This window comes from Crenothrix sp., from assembly GCF_043729335.1.
In the GTDB taxonomy this organism is placed as follows: Bacteria; Pseudomonadota; Gammaproteobacteria; order Methylococcales; family Methylomonadaceae; genus Crenothrix.
The window spans coordinates 26,403-42,476 of sequence record NZ_JAYTLQ010000048.1 but is presented as its reverse complement, the minus strand read 5'-3'; the positions used below and the strand labels follow the sequence as shown (position 1 = coordinate 42,476).

At 43.1% G+C, this 16,074-nt stretch carries 17 protein-coding genes; 10 read left to right on the top strand and 7 right to left on the bottom strand.

Annotated features, from left to right (window positions below; genetic code table 11):
* Nucleotides 1-46 precede the first annotated feature (46 nt).
* Entirely contained in the window at nucleotides 47-808 is a 762-nt protein-coding gene (gene lpxH, locus ACHZC4_RS10305; RefSeq protein WP_394753757.1) for a UDP-2,3-diacylglucosamine diphosphatase, read from the bottom strand.
* A gap of 79 nt (nucleotides 809-887) precedes the next feature.
* Nucleotides 888-1,400: a peptidylprolyl isomerase gene (locus tag ACHZC4_RS10300; RefSeq protein WP_394753756.1), complete on the bottom strand. Its 513-nt coding sequence runs from the start codon at nucleotides 1,398-1,400 to the stop codon at nucleotides 888-890.
* Between the two features lie 202 nt (nucleotides 1,401-1,602).
* On the opposite strand from ACHZC4_RS10300, the gene cysS reads away from it, so the two are divergent.
* The 7 genes from cysS to ACHZC4_RS10265 all read left to right on the top strand — a co-directional run bounded on the left by cysS (nucleotide 1,603) and on the right by ACHZC4_RS10265 (nucleotide 8,310).
* Nucleotides 1,603-3,018: a cysteine--tRNA ligase gene (gene cysS, locus ACHZC4_RS10295; RefSeq protein WP_394753755.1), complete on the top strand. Its 1,416-nt coding sequence runs from the start codon at nucleotides 1,603-1,605 to the stop codon at nucleotides 3,016-3,018.
* Between the two features lie 205 nt (nucleotides 3,019-3,223).
* Entirely contained in the window at nucleotides 3,224-3,859 is a 636-nt protein-coding gene (fchA, locus tag ACHZC4_RS10290) for a methenyltetrahydrofolate cyclohydrolase (RefSeq protein WP_394753754.1), read from the top strand.
* Nucleotides 3,860-4,374: 515 nt separating this feature from the next.
* Complete coding sequence (locus ACHZC4_RS10285; protein ID WP_394753753.1) at nucleotides 4,375-5,793, top strand: DUF937 domain-containing protein; 1,419 nt, start codon at nucleotides 4,375-4,377, stop codon at nucleotides 5,791-5,793.
* A gap of 198 nt (nucleotides 5,794-5,991) precedes the next feature.
* Nucleotides 5,992-6,543: a disulfide bond formation protein B gene (locus ACHZC4_RS10280; RefSeq protein WP_394753752.1), complete on the top strand. Its 552-nt coding sequence runs from the start codon at nucleotides 5,992-5,994 to the stop codon at nucleotides 6,541-6,543.
* A 133-nt stretch (nucleotides 6,544-6,676) separates the two neighbouring features.
* Nucleotides 6,677-6,994 carry a hypothetical protein gene (locus ACHZC4_RS10275; protein WP_394753751.1) on the top strand — a complete coding sequence of 106 codons (318 nt, stop codon included), beginning with the start codon at nucleotides 6,677-6,679 and terminating at the stop codon, nucleotides 6,992-6,994.
* Between the two features lie 158 nt (nucleotides 6,995-7,152).
* The gene (locus ACHZC4_RS10270; protein WP_394753750.1) at nucleotides 7,153-7,656 is read left to right on the top strand and encodes a hypothetical protein; all 504 of its coding nucleotides are present in this window, start codon (nucleotides 7,153-7,155) and stop codon (nucleotides 7,654-7,656) included.
* Nucleotides 7,657-7,680: 24 nt separating this feature from the next.
* Nucleotides 7,681-8,310, top strand: a complete 630-nt coding sequence (locus ACHZC4_RS10265; RefSeq protein ID WP_394753749.1) for a class I SAM-dependent methyltransferase — start codon at nucleotides 7,681-7,683, stop codon at nucleotides 8,308-8,310.
* 2 nt (nucleotides 8,311-8,312) lie between these two features.
* Here ACHZC4_RS10265 and ACHZC4_RS10260 read toward each other — a convergent pair whose 3' ends face one another.
* The 5 genes from ACHZC4_RS10260 to msrB form a co-directional block, all read right to left on the bottom strand.
* Entirely contained in the window at nucleotides 8,313-9,470 is a 1,158-nt protein-coding gene (locus tag ACHZC4_RS10260) for a T6SS phospholipase effector Tle1-like catalytic domain-containing protein (protein ID WP_394753748.1), read from the bottom strand.
* A gap of 112 nt (nucleotides 9,471-9,582) precedes the next feature.
* Nucleotides 9,583-10,551 carry a hypothetical protein gene (locus ACHZC4_RS10255; RefSeq protein WP_394753747.1) on the bottom strand — a complete coding sequence of 323 codons (969 nt, stop codon included), beginning with the start codon at nucleotides 10,549-10,551 and terminating at the stop codon, nucleotides 9,583-9,585.
* Between the two features lie 473 nt (nucleotides 10,552-11,024).
* Nucleotides 11,025-11,651 (bottom strand): alpha-ketoglutarate-dependent dioxygenase AlkB family protein, encoded by a 627-nt coding sequence (locus tag ACHZC4_RS10250; protein WP_394753746.1) that lies wholly within the window; start codon nucleotides 11,649-11,651, stop codon nucleotides 11,025-11,027.
* Nucleotides 11,648-12,955 carry a M18 family aminopeptidase gene (locus tag ACHZC4_RS10245; RefSeq protein WP_394753805.1) on the bottom strand — a complete coding sequence of 436 codons (1,308 nt, stop codon included), beginning with the start codon at nucleotides 12,953-12,955 and terminating at the stop codon, nucleotides 11,648-11,650. The genes ACHZC4_RS10250 and ACHZC4_RS10245 overlap by 4 nt, the downstream gene beginning before the upstream one ends.
* Nucleotides 12,955-13,350: a peptide-methionine (R)-S-oxide reductase MsrB gene (msrB, locus tag ACHZC4_RS10240; RefSeq protein ID WP_394753745.1), complete on the bottom strand. Its 396-nt coding sequence runs from the start codon at nucleotides 13,348-13,350 to the stop codon at nucleotides 12,955-12,957. Before msrB ends, ACHZC4_RS10245 begins: the two co-directional genes overlap by 1 nt.
* A 22-nt stretch (nucleotides 13,351-13,372) precedes the next feature.
* Here msrB and ACHZC4_RS10235 point away from each other — a divergent pair, with 22 nt between their 5' ends.
* From ACHZC4_RS10235 to ychF, 3 genes are all read left to right on the top strand, one after another.
* Nucleotides 13,373-14,083: a uracil-DNA glycosylase gene (locus ACHZC4_RS10235; protein WP_394753744.1), complete on the top strand. Its 711-nt coding sequence runs from the start codon at nucleotides 13,373-13,375 to the stop codon at nucleotides 14,081-14,083.
* Nucleotides 14,084-14,449: 366 nt separating this feature from the next.
* A complete protein-coding gene (locus tag ACHZC4_RS10230) occupies nucleotides 14,450-14,872 on the top strand; it encodes a protein YgfX (RefSeq protein ID WP_394753743.1) in 423 nt (140 codons plus the stop codon).
* A gap of 99 nt (nucleotides 14,873-14,971) precedes the next feature.
* Complete coding sequence (ychF, locus tag ACHZC4_RS10225; RefSeq protein ID WP_394753742.1) at nucleotides 14,972-16,063, top strand: redox-regulated ATPase YchF; 1,092 nt, start codon at nucleotides 14,972-14,974, stop codon at nucleotides 16,061-16,063.
* The last annotated feature ends 11 nt before the right edge of the window (nucleotides 16,064-16,074 follow it).

The window sequence follows — 16,074 nt, the reverse complement described above, 5'->3', positions numbered from 1 at the left end:
TTTTTACGCTAAAAGTCAACTGTTAATAGTGTTTAAGCAAGTTGCTTTAGTGCAGAGCATTCATTTCAGTAGATAAATTGGCTACCCCCACTTCTATGCAGTAGCCGTTATTTGTCCAACATAAAATTTCGGTTTTATGGTTGTGCCATTCGGAAAGCACAAAGCGTTGGGCGGTTTTTCCGTCCATCTCAAAGCTATGAACATGAGGTCGATGGGTATGGCCATGTATAAGCCGCACGCAGTTGTAAGTGCGCAACGTTTCAATGACGGTGTTTTGATTGACATCCATGATGTCCTGCGTTTTGCCGCGCTTATGGAAATAGCTGCGTAGCCGATACCAGCGGGCGACCAATAATCGTAGCACTAAAGGTTTGGATAGCACGTTTTGCTGCCATTCAGTCGTGTGTGACTTGATTCTGAACGCTTGGTAGGGCAAGTCATCGGTACACAATAAATCGCCGTGCATAAGCAACGTGGCTACGCCGTATAAATCGATGACCGTATAATCATCTAGCAAGATTACGCCGGTGGCTTGGCAAAATCGCTGGCCTAACAGAAAATCCCGATTGCCTTGCTGCAAATACACCTTTACGCCCGAATCAGTCAATTGTTTGAGCTGTTTACGGATTTGCTTAGTCGGTGGCATAAAGTCATCGTCGCCAACCCAGGTGTCGAACAAGTCGCCGAGTATATAAAGTGCTTCGGCATGGATGGCGCGATTTTTTAGAAAGTCCAGAAATCGGCGTGTGATGTGTGGTTTTTCAAGGCTAAGGTGTAGGTCGGAGATGAAGAGAGTTTGATTTTGCAAAGCGAGGTATCTGATGAATTGTGATGTGGATATAAACAGCAAGGTGGAAAGTGCGATGACGATCCACCTTGTCAGTAACTTATTTTACAACTTCAGCCTTCTCAATCACGATATCCGTTTTAGGTACGTCATCATGGCCACCACGATTACCTGTGGGCTGTTTTGCCATAGCATCAACCACATCCATACCTTCAACAACTTCAGCAAATACCGCGTAACCCCAACCACTTGAAGTCGGGCTGGTGTGATTTAAAAAACCATTATCTTTGTAGTTGATAAAAAACTGCGCGGTAGCAGAGTTAGGATCATTGGTGCGTGCCATTGCCAAGGTGCCACGGGTATTTTTCAGGCCATTATCCGCTTCGTTTTTAATAGAAGCATGCACAGCTTTTTGATTAAAACTGGTATCAAAGCCACCGCCTTGTGCCATAAAGTCTTTTATGATGCGATGAAAAATCGTGCCATTATAAAAACCTTCATTAACATAAGTCAGAAAGTTAGCCGAAGAAACAGGCGCTTTTTCAGTATTAAGTGCAATAGTAATCGCGCCGAGATTGGTGGTTAGTTTAACTTTTGTTTGTGGTTCAGTCATTTTATTTTCCGTTGCGAAAGAAAGTGTTGGGGTTAAAGCAAGTATCATGGACAGCATTAAAATACGCATTTGTTTTCCCTATAAGCGATTTAATACCGAATTTTATGTGTTTTTGTATTGAAATGGAAGCACCCGCTTGTTACATTGGTTAGTTTTACCCCATACGTAAACTCTCGCCGCTAGGTTAACTGCCCCATCGCTTATGTTAAAAATATACAATACCCTGACCCGAAAAAAGCAGCTGTTCCAGCCCAGAGTGCCTGGAAACATTGGCATGTACGTCTGTGGCATGACGGTTTATGATTACTGTCACATTGGCCACGCCCGCGTCATGGTGGTGTTTGATACCGTTGCGCGGTATTTTCGCCATACCGGCTATGAATTGACTTATGTGCGTAATATCACCGACATTGACGATAAAATCATCCAGCGCGCTAACGAGAACGGCGAAGACATTACCGCCTTAACCGAGCGTTTTATTGAAGCCATGCACGAAGATGAACGCGCACTGTCGGTATTGCCACCGGATATTGAACCCAAAGCCACACAATCCATTCCTGACATTATTGCCATGATTGAACGCTTGATTAACCAAGATTTGGCTTATGTGGGCGGCAATGGCGATGTTTTCTATTCGGTTGCCAAATTTGAAAATTATGGCCAGTTATCCGGCAAAAACCTGAATGATTTGCAGGCTGGCGAACGGGTCGATGTCGATATGGCCAAGCAGAATCCGTTGGATTTTGTGTTATGGAAAATGGCCAAAAGCAATGAGCCAGCCTGGGAATCACCTTGGGGATTGGGGCGTCCAGGTTGGCATATTGAATGTTCGGCGATGTCCACCTGCTGTCTGGGCAATCATTTTGACATACACGGCGGCGGTATGGATTTACAGTTTCCGCATCATGAAAACGAAATCGCCCAATCCGAAGGTGCGACCGGCGAAAAGTTCGTTAACTACTGGATGCACAACGGTTTTGTGCGTGTCGATAACGAGAAGATGTCCAAGTCTTTGGGCAATTTTTTCACCGTGCGTGAAGTCTTGAAACAATACAAGCCTGAAGTGGTGCGGTTTTTTATCCTGTCCAGCCATTACCGCAGTCCTTTAAATTATTCGGATGAATCACTCAATGATGCCAAGGCCGCATTAACGCGTTTGTACACGGCGTTACGTGATGTTGCTGTGCTTGATGCGCCGGTGCAAGATGATTATAAAAGCCGTTTTGACCAAGCAATGGATGATGATTTTAATACGCCAGTTGCTTTGGCTGTATTGTTCGATCTAGCCAGGGAGCTGAACAAAGTTAAAGACTCAGAACCTGAAAAAGCCGGTATTTTGGCGGCTAGCTTGAAAAGTTTAAGCGCTTTACTGGGCATATTACAGGATGATCCGGATAGCTTTTTGAAAGGTTCCGTCAGTCCCCTCCAACTAAGTGCATCTATAACAATTAATGTCTTCTCTCCTGATGAGATGGTTGAAAGAAAAATTAACGATCGATTAGATGCCAAAAAAACCAAGAATTGGGCGCTGGCCGACCAAATTCGTGATGAACTGAAAGGGCAGGGGGTGATTTTAGAAGACTCACCAAATGGCACAACCAGCTGGCGACGTGAATAGCACGCTAAACGCAGTACTGCATTTAAAATATGGGCTACTCACTTAATGCGGGACAATATGTAAGGCTTAGCCGTTCGTCGAAGGATGTATGGTTAAGCCGATCATGGTTCGACAAGCTCACCACGAACGGCTTAACCTGATACTGTCCCGCCTTACGCGGATAGCCAAAATATGTAACGATAACCTTTAAAAAATAGACCGACACATGAATGACATTGAAATCAAGGACAAATCCATAGAGGTTTTTTTGGATGAATTGGCCAGCAAATCGGCAACGCCAGGTGGTGGCAGTGTTGCTGCCTTAATGGGTGCACAGGCAGCGGCATTAGTCAGCATGGTGTGTAACCTGACTATTGGTAAGCCTAAATATGCCGAAGTTGAAACTGATATGCAAGCCTTATTGGAAAAATCCGAAGTCTTACGCGAAAAGCTGGCTGGTATGATTAAAGCTGATGTTGATGTGTTTAATCGTTTAATGGTGGCTTATGGCTTACCCAAAGAGACCGATGAAGACAAGCTGGCGCGTAGTGCCGCAATTCAGCGGGTATTAAAAGATGCAACCGATGTGCCGTTAGCATGTGCCAGTGCTTGCGCCGAGGCCATAAAACTAAGCCACTGTGCCGCAGAAAAAGGCAGTGTTGCAGTCATTAGCGATGCCGGTGTGGCAGTTATGGCGGCTTATGCGGGTTTAAAAAGTGCGGCATTAAATGTTTATATCAACACTGCCAGTCTTAAAGACAGAGCATTTGCCGATGCTAAATTGGCAGAACTCGAAAAAATACTGCACGGCACTGAAGCCGCCGTTAAAGAAACCTACGACACGGTTAAGACTAAATTATAAATAGCGTATACCGAGCTTAATTTTTTAGTTGCATAAAAAAATAAGGCTACCCACTAAACGGGACTAAGCCGAGCATGGTTCGACAAGCTCACCACGAACGGCCTAACTTAAACTGTCCCGCTTTAAGATTAAGTAGCCAAAAATAAAGTTATCAACTTGAAGTTAACAAAATACAATCTACACTTATGTGTTTTTTTTAGTTTTTTAAATTTGTTTATTGCTTGTGCCCCAGTGGCATTAGGGGAGGATGGCGCTTACGTATCTGCTTCACTTTCCAGTAAAAAATACCTCAGGTTAAATTAATGGGCAACTAATTTTACCTTACTGATTATGTGATTACATCGGGTTCTTGTTGACATTCTTTAACTCAAAGTTGACAATCGAGTTTGCTGCCAGCACAACCGCTAATTGTACAGGGAGCATTTGTCCATTAAAGAAGCGGCAATATGTTGTTAAATTACCCTCGACACAAAGCCACGTTGTGTCACACAAAAAGACTAATGAGGAGATATTGCATGTCCAACAATTTACTAGAACTATTAAATGCCCACTTAACCGAGGATGTAGTCTCAAAGATAGCAAATTTTATTGGCGAGTCAACTAAGAATACCGGTTCAGCATTAGGCGGTGCCCTTCCGTCCCTGCTTTCGGGTTTAATTCACAAAAGCGCAGATACCCAAGGTGCCAGCATTCTTTTCAATTTATTAACACAAAATCACGACAGCGGCTTGCTCAGTAATTTAGGCGCCTCATTAGTGGGTGGCGATGTTACAACAAGAATGGCCAACACAGGGGGCAGTCTTTTAAACTCAATTTTCGGCAATAAAACAGATGGCATAGCCAATGTTGTGGCTGATGCTAGCGGTATTAGCAAGCAGTCATCGACCTCTTTATTGGGTTTGCTCACCCCAATTGTTTTTGCGGTGTTAGGTAAAACCCTTAAATCTCAACAAATAACCAGTCCAGCCGGTTTAATGGGGCTATTACAGGAGCAATCCGGTTTTTTGAAAAATTTACTTCCGGCAGGTTTAGCAGGTATTTTTGGAGCCAGCACTGCAACAGCCAGTAGTGCACAAAGCATTCCCGCAGCGGCTAGTGTCCGTGCTGTTGATGAAGCCCTTGCACATAAGACAGAAATCCCCGTTACTTCCCTTGCTAAGGAGAAGAGGGTAGAAGAGCCCTACGTAGCACCCGTAGTAAGAGAACGCAAAATAGTACCGCCACCCGCGCCGGTTGAGGATGATGATGTGGGTCTATTTGGCAAGTTGTTACCCTGGCTTATTCTAGGTTCTATTTTGGCATTAGGCTGGGGAATATGGAAAAACCTTAAAAAGTCTGTGGATACCGCACCTGTCTCAGTTAGCGGCCCAGATACCACCTCTACACCGATAACCAGCACTACGCCAACAACACCTGCAAGAGTAGCTCCATCAGTTCCGATAACCGCCGAACCTGCCTCCGCTGCTAATAGTGGTATGGCATTTTTTGAACAAAAATTATCGACTGGATATGATTTAAAAGCGCCAGCAACCAGTATGGAAAGCAAGTTGTATGCGTTTATTAACGATGCCAATGCCAAAATTGATAAAGATAAATGGTTTACAATGGATGGCACTACATTTGATACCGGCAAGGCCACTTTAAAAGCTGAATCCACCCCACAAATAACGAATACTATTGAAATTCTTAAGGCTTTTCCAAAAGTTAAAATAAAAATTGGTGGTTATACCGACAATACCGGCAATGCAAAATCTAATCATAAATTATCATCAGATCGCGCCCGCACCATTCAAGCTGCGCTGGTTAAGGCAGGGATTGATAAAAGCCGGTTAGATGCCGAAGGTTATGGCAGCAATCATCCTGTGGCGACTAATGATACGGCCGAAGGTCGTCAACAAAACCGTCGCATTGAACTACGTGTGACCGCAAAGTAAGCTTATATCATATCGGAACCCCGGTTAGCAGGGGTTCCGATATTCAGTTGCAAGCGCCTTTCAACAAAGCAATTTCTAGATTCAACGTTAAAACAAACTCCTCATTAGCCTAAAAAAAATATCCCTGACAAATTTTCATTAGACATTGTGTTCCTAGTTGTGTGCTAGAGGTATAATTTGAACCTTTGGTTTGTCTAAATGCGGCTTTTTATAGTCGCAGAGGAAAATATGTTGAATCCATTGCACTTTAATTCCCGAACCTATTTTTTTATAGGGTTTTTAATCTGTTGTAGCTTATTGCTTATCGGTGCTTATTTACAATTTGAAAAAAAATTGGAGCCCTGTCCGCTGTGTATTTCCCAACGGATAGCTATTTTTGCAACGGGGCTGTGTTTTTTGTGTGCAGCAATACACAATCCCAAACAACAAAGCACCAATATTTATGCGATTTTGGGCGCAGTTTTGGCGCTGTGTGGTGCTGGGGTTTCCATGCGGCATATTTGGTTGCAGCACTTACCACCGGATAAAGTACCCGAGTGCAGCCCTGGTTTGGAATATATTTTCCAAAACTTTCCGTTGTCGAATACTATAAAGCTTATGTTAAACGGCACGGGTGAATGCGCTAAAATAGATTGGACTTTATTGGGCTTTAGTATTCCAGAGCTGACATTGGCGGCTTTTTTAGCGCTGGCGGCGTTAAGTATTGCGCAAATTTGGAATCGTCCAAAGCGCAGCGTGTTTTATGGCTAGTTATTTTAGGAACGCGCAAAAATTACAGAGTGCCTGACATTTTATTGTCAAATTTTGAAAGCAATGAGATTATTGTAAGCTTTCCCATTCTGCCAGCTTTCTAATAAATTTTAATAGGTGGAAATTAAGGGGTATGGCATTGAAAAAAATGATAATTGGGCATCTTTTTACATTGGGTTTTGGATTAGTAATCTCGGTAAATTTCTTAACGGTCGCTAACGCGGACACGAACAATGAACGTCGCTATGAAATACCTTCCAACAAAGCAAATATTTCTGTTTGTCAAAAAAAGGCCTTACTTTTGAAGCCAGGAATTATTAAGGGTCTACGATCCCTCCATCAAAAAGAGACTTTTTTGTTTCAAGTAAGGATCACGCAGAAAAATGGCGTGGATGTATTCGTTTTGTGTGATAGTAAAACCGGAAATATCCTTCAAACGAAAGCAGATTGATATATCTCCGCCCTTTCTAACACTCAGCTAATTGTAATGTTTTAATAATTTGCCTGACCATTACAGGGCGCATACTCTTCGTGACCACGCAGAATAGAAGTAATGGTGGACAAAACTGCGTGCCCACCTTTACTAATCAATAATATAAGCCATTAAAAATGAGCGTGTTAATTCTACAAATAATCATTAAACAATGGGATAAAAGCCAAAGAACACCGGCGCATGTGTTGCAACGCGCCAATATTCCCGATAGATACCCCATAAAATTCCCACCGGCGGTTTATGCTTTAGATAAGCATTGTGTTATAGATCAGCAGGGTGATGATATTCAAGGGAGTCGAGTCAACCATGCAAAGCTAGGGGATGGAGCTGTCATTTTTGACCGCTTTACTATAAATTTAGCCAGCCAAAGCCTTGCCTATTATGATAACAATGCCAATAAAACTCCCAGAATTATTGGCTGTATCGCTAATCAATGGCTGCAATGCAAATACAATTACCGGTATAGCATTTTCCAGTCTGAGCTGTATTATTGGCTGTATGAAGAAGTCACTTTAAACGCGGCTTGGTTAAACCAGTTTGATGAGAGTGTGTTTTTAAAGTCTGCGCCGACACTTGTATACCAGGATATGAATGATCTCAATAATTCCAAAAAGCCGTAACATTATAATCCACCTAACCCGTAAATGCTTATGAAATCAGCTGTGGAAGAATTAAATGAGATAGAAACGGTAACGATTAGCCATTACAATCAGAATGCCGATTCATTTTGGCAGGGCACCAAAGACCACGATGTCACCCAGAACTACGCAGCATTCTTGGCGCCATTTCCAAAAGATAAACCATTGGATATTTTAGATTTGGGTTGTGGCCCAGGCAGAGATGTCAGCTATTTTAAATCACTGGGACATCGACCCGTTGGTCTGGACGGCAGCGAGGTTTTTTGCAAAATGGCCAGAACCTACACCGGCTGCCACATTCTGCATGAGACCTTTGTTAATATGGCGTTACCCCAACACGCTTTTGATGGCATCTTCGCCAATGCGTCGTTGTTTCATGTGCCCAGTCAGACATTGCCAGGCGTTCTTTTAATGTTACAGGCCGCATTAAGACCTAATGGCATTCTATTTTTATCCAATCCACGCGGGAATGGTGAAGGCTGGTCAGGCCAGCGTTACGGGCACTACATGGAGTTGGATGTCAGTACGCTATTTTTGGAAACAGCGGGATTTACCGTGCTTGATTATTATTACCGGCCTGCCGGAAAACCGATTCATGAACAACCCTGGTTAGCTATTGTGGCGAGCAAGTTGTAAGATTAATTTTCCAGGTTTCTAAGCGAAGTGACGATTGCCTCAGAAAATGGAAAGTTTGGGCTATTAAAATCATCTAGCGACTTGGTTTTTTTATTTAAAAACGAGCGACCATTAAGAATTTTAAAAATGGGGTGTATTAACTGGCACTCATCTTTATTATCCAGAATACGATTGCCTTTAGAAAACAAAGCTACTGATTTCCATAACCATAAATCACAATCGTTATTAATGGTAAATCTATTTTGGTTAAGCTGGTCAGCAATTAAACGTAAAAGATTTCTACTTTTTTTAAAATCAATTTCAAGAAAGGTGTTTTCTAGCACCTTATCCAGCATGGTAATTAAAGAAATATTGCTTAAAAAATCATCCGAGTAACCTCCACCAATATCGGTATGGACACCGGGCATCCAAATTTGCTCAAGAATTTGGTTGGGATCGCGTTTTTTCTGAAACAGTACAGGCCGGAAAAGAGCGCGTGTTTCATGCAACGCCAAAAGGTGTGTGGTGGCCTTTACATGAGTGCCCAGTATGCGGTCATCGAAAAAAATTTTCTTCAGACCTGCTGAATTTTTGCCTTGGTAATTGCCATAAACCGTATCAAACAGCCCCAAAAATTCAATATTGATCTCTTCAAGGCAATGGCAATAGTCCTCCTTGAAACCGTTTAAATCATTAATTTTTCTATAATTGACAAAATCATTCCAAATTCTTGGAAACATTTCTATTTGCGAGGAACGCAATACGCCATATTTTCCAATAAGCGCAGTCACCAAACGTGCGACAACGGCACCGCGAGAAAATCCGAAAATATAAATTTTATCGCGCTCGTTTTCATTTTCAGACCAGATGTAATTGGTGCAAATATTAATGTAGACTTTTTCGACATCCAAAGGCAATTGTTTGGCAAATATACTGTTAATAATGGGAAGGCCGCTGGTTTTGGAGCCTATGCCGGGCAAATAGAATACAATTTGTGACTCACCAGCCTCGCTACGAGGATCAAGGTACAAGCTTAATTTGTAAACATTAGATTGTCTATCAATTGCATTTTTGCAGCTTGCAGACATCCCCGTTCCATCAATCAAAAATATAAGATGGCGGATAGGTGCATCCGATATATTTTGGCTCAGCTTAATATTTTCACGCGCCTGAAATCTCATTGGGAATGCCTCTTTGATAAAGCTTATGTCAGGGTTATTGCAAAAACAATAAGCGGACATTTGTAGTTTTTATGGTGTTTTATCCTAAAAGTATTTATAAATTAGGTCACTATTAAGTTTTTGCCCGCCTAATTAAGCTATCGAGCACATCCGGCACAAAACGCTCAGCAAAACCCGATATAAAGCACAAAATGAGCAATTTTGCTGTCTGGGCGGAGTCGTAAGGGTCACATAGAAATTTTTCTATAGTATTTTGCGTTTGTGTAGGATCAAATTTACACAGGTCCGGATTGGGTTTGGGTAACAAATCAAGGACATTAATAAGCTGGGATCTTGCAAGCAAATACACCAGTACGGAAAACACTGCGCCACTGACTACTAAAGAAACCATATAAAAATTTGACATACCCTGGCCGATATCAGTGGAATTAATGGCAGAATCCGTAAAATTGGTAGGCGTATTAGAGGCTTGCTCAAGACGCTGTAGCAGGCTTACAACGGCACCAATCATGCCAAAGTAAACCGTTAACAAAATCAACTGCCAACTTTGGCCTTCATCTGTTCGTTTCAATACCGAAAAAAGCAAGATACCCGCTACCAGCAACAAAAAAAAGATAATGATAGGGAGCTTTTTTTTGGTATTTATTTCAATATTTCGTTGTACACGGTAGTAATTCATGCGTTGCATCTGCCTGATAAGATTAATGGCATCTTCTTTTAAAAGCGGGTAATTTTCAGCGCCAATGCCTTTTTGAAGGGCTTCGTCTGATATTGATTCGGGTAAACATTTTGCATAACTGGCGTAAACGGCATCACCTGCCTGTAAACGAAATTTTTCCCGGATTATCCACATCCGCCGCGACAGCTGCTCGCATGAAAGGCTTTTGAGGATAAAAATTTCCATCGACCACATTTGTGGCAAGGTAGCCTCAGCAAAATCAGGCCTGGATATATCCAAAGCATACGCCGATAAAAAAGCATTTTTGCAGCCATTCTCAAGTAATAAACAATCCGCTTCTATGGCCGTTCTGATTTCTTCCTTATAAGCCTGTGAAACGTTATAAGCATGTGAAATGTTCATGAATTTATGCTCCCTATACTGAAATAAAATAGGACAGGTGCAATGTTAAGCTTTTTGGAAAAAAATAGTAAAGTCGGAACATTGAGTGGCTTTACTTTACAATGATATTAGCTCGCTGTCTGTGAACTATTTCACATCAAATGCAGAAAATGTAGGATAAAACTTACTCGTTTGTGAAAAATAAATGCTTTATCCGGCGACGTATTTAAGTAATCGGTCAATAGCCATAAACTCCTCGGTAAGCATGGCCTTGGTCAGTGTTTTAATGTTCATGTGGTAACGGCTGGTGTGGTAAGAATCCACCAAAAGTCAATCATGCTCTAAACTGTGCTGAGCATTATGGCCAAAGGCCGCACTGGCTGCTTTAAGTTGACAGGTGACTCGACCGTAAGATTGGTGTTTCTGGATAAGAGCCAGCGCTGTGGCTTATGGGGGGTGTCCGTGTTATGTGCTTAGCCCATATAATGGCTGCATCAGTGCTGATAAATCTTACGAAACGTCAAATTAATCCGGGGTGTTTTTAACTGCTGGGTTTTGGGTACAGAATGCTTCCAATAACGCTGCAAAGCTCCCGCCATAACCAATAAATCCCCATGTCCCAGCATCACATCCAGCGTAATTTTACGGGTTTTATGATGCAACTTAAACCCCCGCTCATCACCCAAACTTAAAGAGGCAATCAATGGATTCTCACCCAATTCTTTTTCATCATCGGAATGGCAGCCCATAGAATCCTGGCCATCGCGGTACAAATTAAGCAACACGCTGTTAAAATCGTGGCTACAATGCTGTTCGACCTTTTCCCGAATAGCTAATAATTGCGCAGTCCACGGTAGCGGCTGATGCTTGACGCCCGAATATTGATAAGTGGCATGCGTATCGCCGTACCACGCCATTAAGCGCGGCACTTTACAGTATTTGCCATAAATTAGAATATCTTCCTGTTGCCAGGCAATATCAGATTTAAGCACAGTAAATAACTGATCCGCATGCTGAGGCTGGTAAAACTGTTTAACCAGCCTCAGCTCACCATCACAAGATGCCAGATTTAAATCTTGGCAACTTTCATCAAACGCCGACAGCGACAATTGCTGCGTCACACTGCACTGAGCAAAAACTGCCGCATGACTTTAATCATAGCCGCATGATCAAGTACGCCAGCGCTTTCCCTGATACTGTGCATCGCCCACATTGGACAACCCACATCTACAGTGCGAATCCCAAGCTTAGCCGATGTTATCGGGCCAATGGTGCTGCCGCACGGCAAATCACTGCGGTGTGAATAACGCTGGTACGGCACATCAACTTGCCCGCACCAATCGGCAAACATGGCCTCGGAAATACTTTCTGAGCTGTAGCGATGATTGGCATTGACCTTAATCACGGGGCCTTTATTGACCATGACTTTATGGTCTGGGTCATAGGCATTGGGAAAATTAGGCTGATAAGCGTGCGCCATATCCGCACTCACCATAAAGCTTTTCGCGAGTGCCCGGTGATAATCTTGTCCTTGCGTGTCCGTTGCCAGTGCAATACGTTGTAATACATCCGGTAAAAAGCTGCCGTTTGCGCCTTTGGTACTTTCGCTGCCAATTTCTTCGTGATCAAATAACGCACACACTAAAGTGGCATCCGATTGCATCACGGTTTCATCCAGCAAAGCCTGCAACGCTGCATGGCAAGAGGCCAAATTGTCCAGCTGGCTATCGGCATAAAACTCATTTTCAGCGCCCCAAAAACTGCCTTTCTGGGTATCGTAAACCGCTAGATCGAAGGCTAGCATTTGCTTAGCATCAATACCGGATTGCTGCTGTAACAATTCGGCAAAATAGGTTTGCGGTAATTGTTCTGTCGTTAAAGTCGATAACAGCAAAGGTAATTCCAGTTGTTTGTGCAACTTTAAACCGTCTTCATTAACCCCCCTGTTCATGTGGATGGCCAGATTAGGCAACCGCAGTAGTGGTTTATCAAAACAAACCAAAACACGATCAACGTCGCCCTGAGCATTTTTATAACTGATGCGCCCGGCAAGGCTCAAATCCCGGTCGGTAAAGGTCGCTAAAATGGGCCCGCCATAAATCTCTACGGACAATCTTAATAAACCATCGATACAATTGGCGGCGTTAGGTTTAATACGAAAGCCAGGTGAATCGGTATGCGCGCCAATAATCTTAAAGCCGCTATCCTGTACAGGTTGTTGGCCTTGCACAAACACAATAATCGACGAATCATCACGTACTACGTAATAACGGCCACCGGGTTGCAATGTCCAGGTGTCGGTTTCGTATAGTTTTTTAAACTGATGCTGCGCCAGTTCGGTTTCAATACGAGCCACCACATGCCAAGGACTGGGGCTGGCATCAATAAAATCCAGCAATTGTTGAACCTGTGCGTGTACTGTCATCATTTTTCGTGTAAATCCAAAGCCGCCGAATTAATACAGTAACGAAGTCCAGTGGGCTTTGGGCCATCTTCAAACACATGGCCTAAATGGGCGTTACAGTTTTTGCAGATCACTTCAACGCGGCGCATACCGTGGCTGATATCGGCATGCTCGGCAACATTGTTTTCAGCTGTTACATCATAAAAACTCGGCCAGCCAGAACCGGAATCGTATTTGGTTTCAGAACTGAACAATGGACTGCCACAGCAAATGCAATGGTAAATGCCGTCTTTTTTGCAATCGGCATATTTACCGGTAAACGGCGCTTCTGTGCCTTTCATCCGGCAGATTGAAAATTGTTCCGGCGTGAGTTTATCGCGCCATTGCTCATCCTGTGTGCTGGGTTTATCTGTCATAATAAGTCCCTGTCTTTAAGTTTTGGAAAGGGTTTATTGTACGCTTTCAAAACGCATTCGACAAAATACCCCACCCCGTTCTTTTATTCAGGAAATCATTATTTCAAAAGATGTTTTCGATCAAGAGTGCAGGCAATGTGCCCGTCTGGCTGACTTTCTGTGTGATGTTAAAACGCAATACCCCCGTTATCACGCACGTCCCGTTGCCCCCTTTGGCGATATGAAGGCTCAGTTATTGATTGTAGGGCTAGCGCCAGGTATGCACGGTGCCAATGCGACCGGCAGACCTTTTACCGGCGATTATGCAGGCTTATTGTTATATGAAACATTGTACGAATTTGGCTACAGCAATCAGATACTTTCAGAGTCTTTACACGATGGCCTGACGTTAAACAACTGCCGTATTACCAACACTGTTAAATGTTTACCGCCACAAAACAAACCCACCGGTGCGGAAATTAATCAGTGCAATCATTTTTTAGCGGCCGAACTCAATACGTTACCAAAATCATCGGTCATATTGGCGTTAGGCACGGTCGCGCATCAAGCGGTATTAAAAGGCTATCAACTTAAGGCAACCAGTGCAGTATTTGCACATAATGCACAGCACCCCTTAGAGTATGACCGGTTTTTGGTGGATTCTTACCATACCAGCCGTTACAACATAAATACTAAACGACTGACCAAGACCATGTTTACCGAGGTGTTTATGACTATTGAACGATTACTGTGAAGTCGGTAACCGTTCAGTCCCCCTCTTTGAAAAAGAGGGGTTAGGGGAGATTTTTAAAATAAATCCTCCTCCACCCCTCGTAAACTCTCCCCTTTTTCAAAGGGGGAGGTGAACGCATACGGAAGTCGTAGTTAAAAAAGAGGTAAATATATTCATCTACGAATGAGTTCGCACCTACAGTTTTCAGTCAACGAAATTTAGGGCTACCGACTTAAGACGGGACATCCGTTCGAGCTTGTCGAAGGGTTTGTGGTTCATGGTTCGACAAGCTCACCACGAACGGCTTTTTTAAACTGTCCTGTCTTAAGTGAGTAGCCAAATTTAGTAAGCGTATATACGTTATACGCGATAAAACAAGTGAGACATGTGCTAAAAAAATTCCAACCCCCGCTGCAACTGGTACTGCAACCTTCTGCCCGTTTAAAGAAATTCATCGTTATTATTCATTTACTTGCTTTGACAGCATGTATGACGAATGCCTTAACGCCGATTTTTAAAATGGGATTGGCTGCGATTGTTGGCGTGCATTTTTGGTTTACCCAACAACGCTTAAAAAATGAGCATTGGGTGCTTACGCATAACGATGCTGCCGGTTGGGAAGCATTCATAAACGGTCAATTTGAAGCCATCCAGATTCTCGATTCAACGGTAATAACCCGCGTTGTTGTCTTCTTGCATTTTAAATACCGAAACACGGTAAGATGCAATATCATAATTTTGAGCGATGCGCTGGCAGCTGATGATTATCGGCAATTTATTGTCCGGTTGAAAACAACAAGAGTGAAATGAACATTTTAGATTGTGCCTATAACTTGTATAATCCCCCGCCTTAATCAGCTGAATTGCGCTGCTCCTTCTTTTTATCCTGAAATTCACCCAGAGAACCCTATGGCACTGTATTGCGGAATTGTTGGTTTACCGAATGTTGGCAAATCAACGTTATTTAATGCACTCACTAAAGCGAAAATTGCGGCAGAAAACTATCCTTTTTGTACTATTGACCCTAATGTGGGCGTGGTGCCGGTGCCTGATGAACGCCTGGAAAAATTATCTGAAATTGTTAAGCCAGAACGCATTTTGCCCACCACCATTGAATTTGTAGATATTGCCGGATTGGTTGCAGGCGCATCAAAAGGCGAGGGCTTGGGTAACCAGTTTTTGGCTAATATTCGTGAAACCGATGCTATTGCTCATGTGGTGCGCTGCTTTGACGATGATAATGTCATCCACGTCGCTGGCAAAATTGATCCCATTTCTGATATAGAAGTGATTAATACTGAATTGGCGCTGGCTGATATGGCTTCGGTTGAAAAGGCCTTGCTGCGTGCAACCAAGTTATCTAAATCAGGTAATAAAGATGAGCTGTTAAAAAAGAATGTGCTGGAGCGTGTTTTTACCCAATTAGATAAAGGACAGCCGGCGCGAGCATTGGATTTAAGCGCTGAAGAAAAATTGTTGATCAGGGATTTGTGTTTATTGACCATTAAGCCCGTCATGTACATTGCTAATGTGCAGGATGATGGCTTTGAAAATAATCCATTATTGGATAAAGTACACGCCCATGCCGCGCAAGAAGGCGCGATGGTAGTGCCTATTTGTGCAGCGATAGAAGCTGAAATTGCTCAGCTGGATGACGAGGAAAAAAAGGAGTTTCTGGATGATCTAGGCCTGGAAGAACCGGGGCTGAACCGTGTGGTTCGGGCAGGCTACTCTTTATTAAATCTGGCCACTTATTTCACCGCCGGTGTTAAAGAGGTCAGGGCATGGACGATTCCAATAGGGGCAACCGCACCGCAATCAGCCGGGGTAATCCATACCGATTTTGAACGTGGCTTTATTCGCGCTGAAGTGATTGCTTATCAAGATTTTTTGACCTACAAAGGTGAGCAAGGCGCTAAAGATGCCGGTAAGTGGCGATTGGAAGGCAAAGAGTATGTCGTAAAGGATGGCGATGTCATGCACTTTAGATTCAATGTTTGACAAAGCTTGGG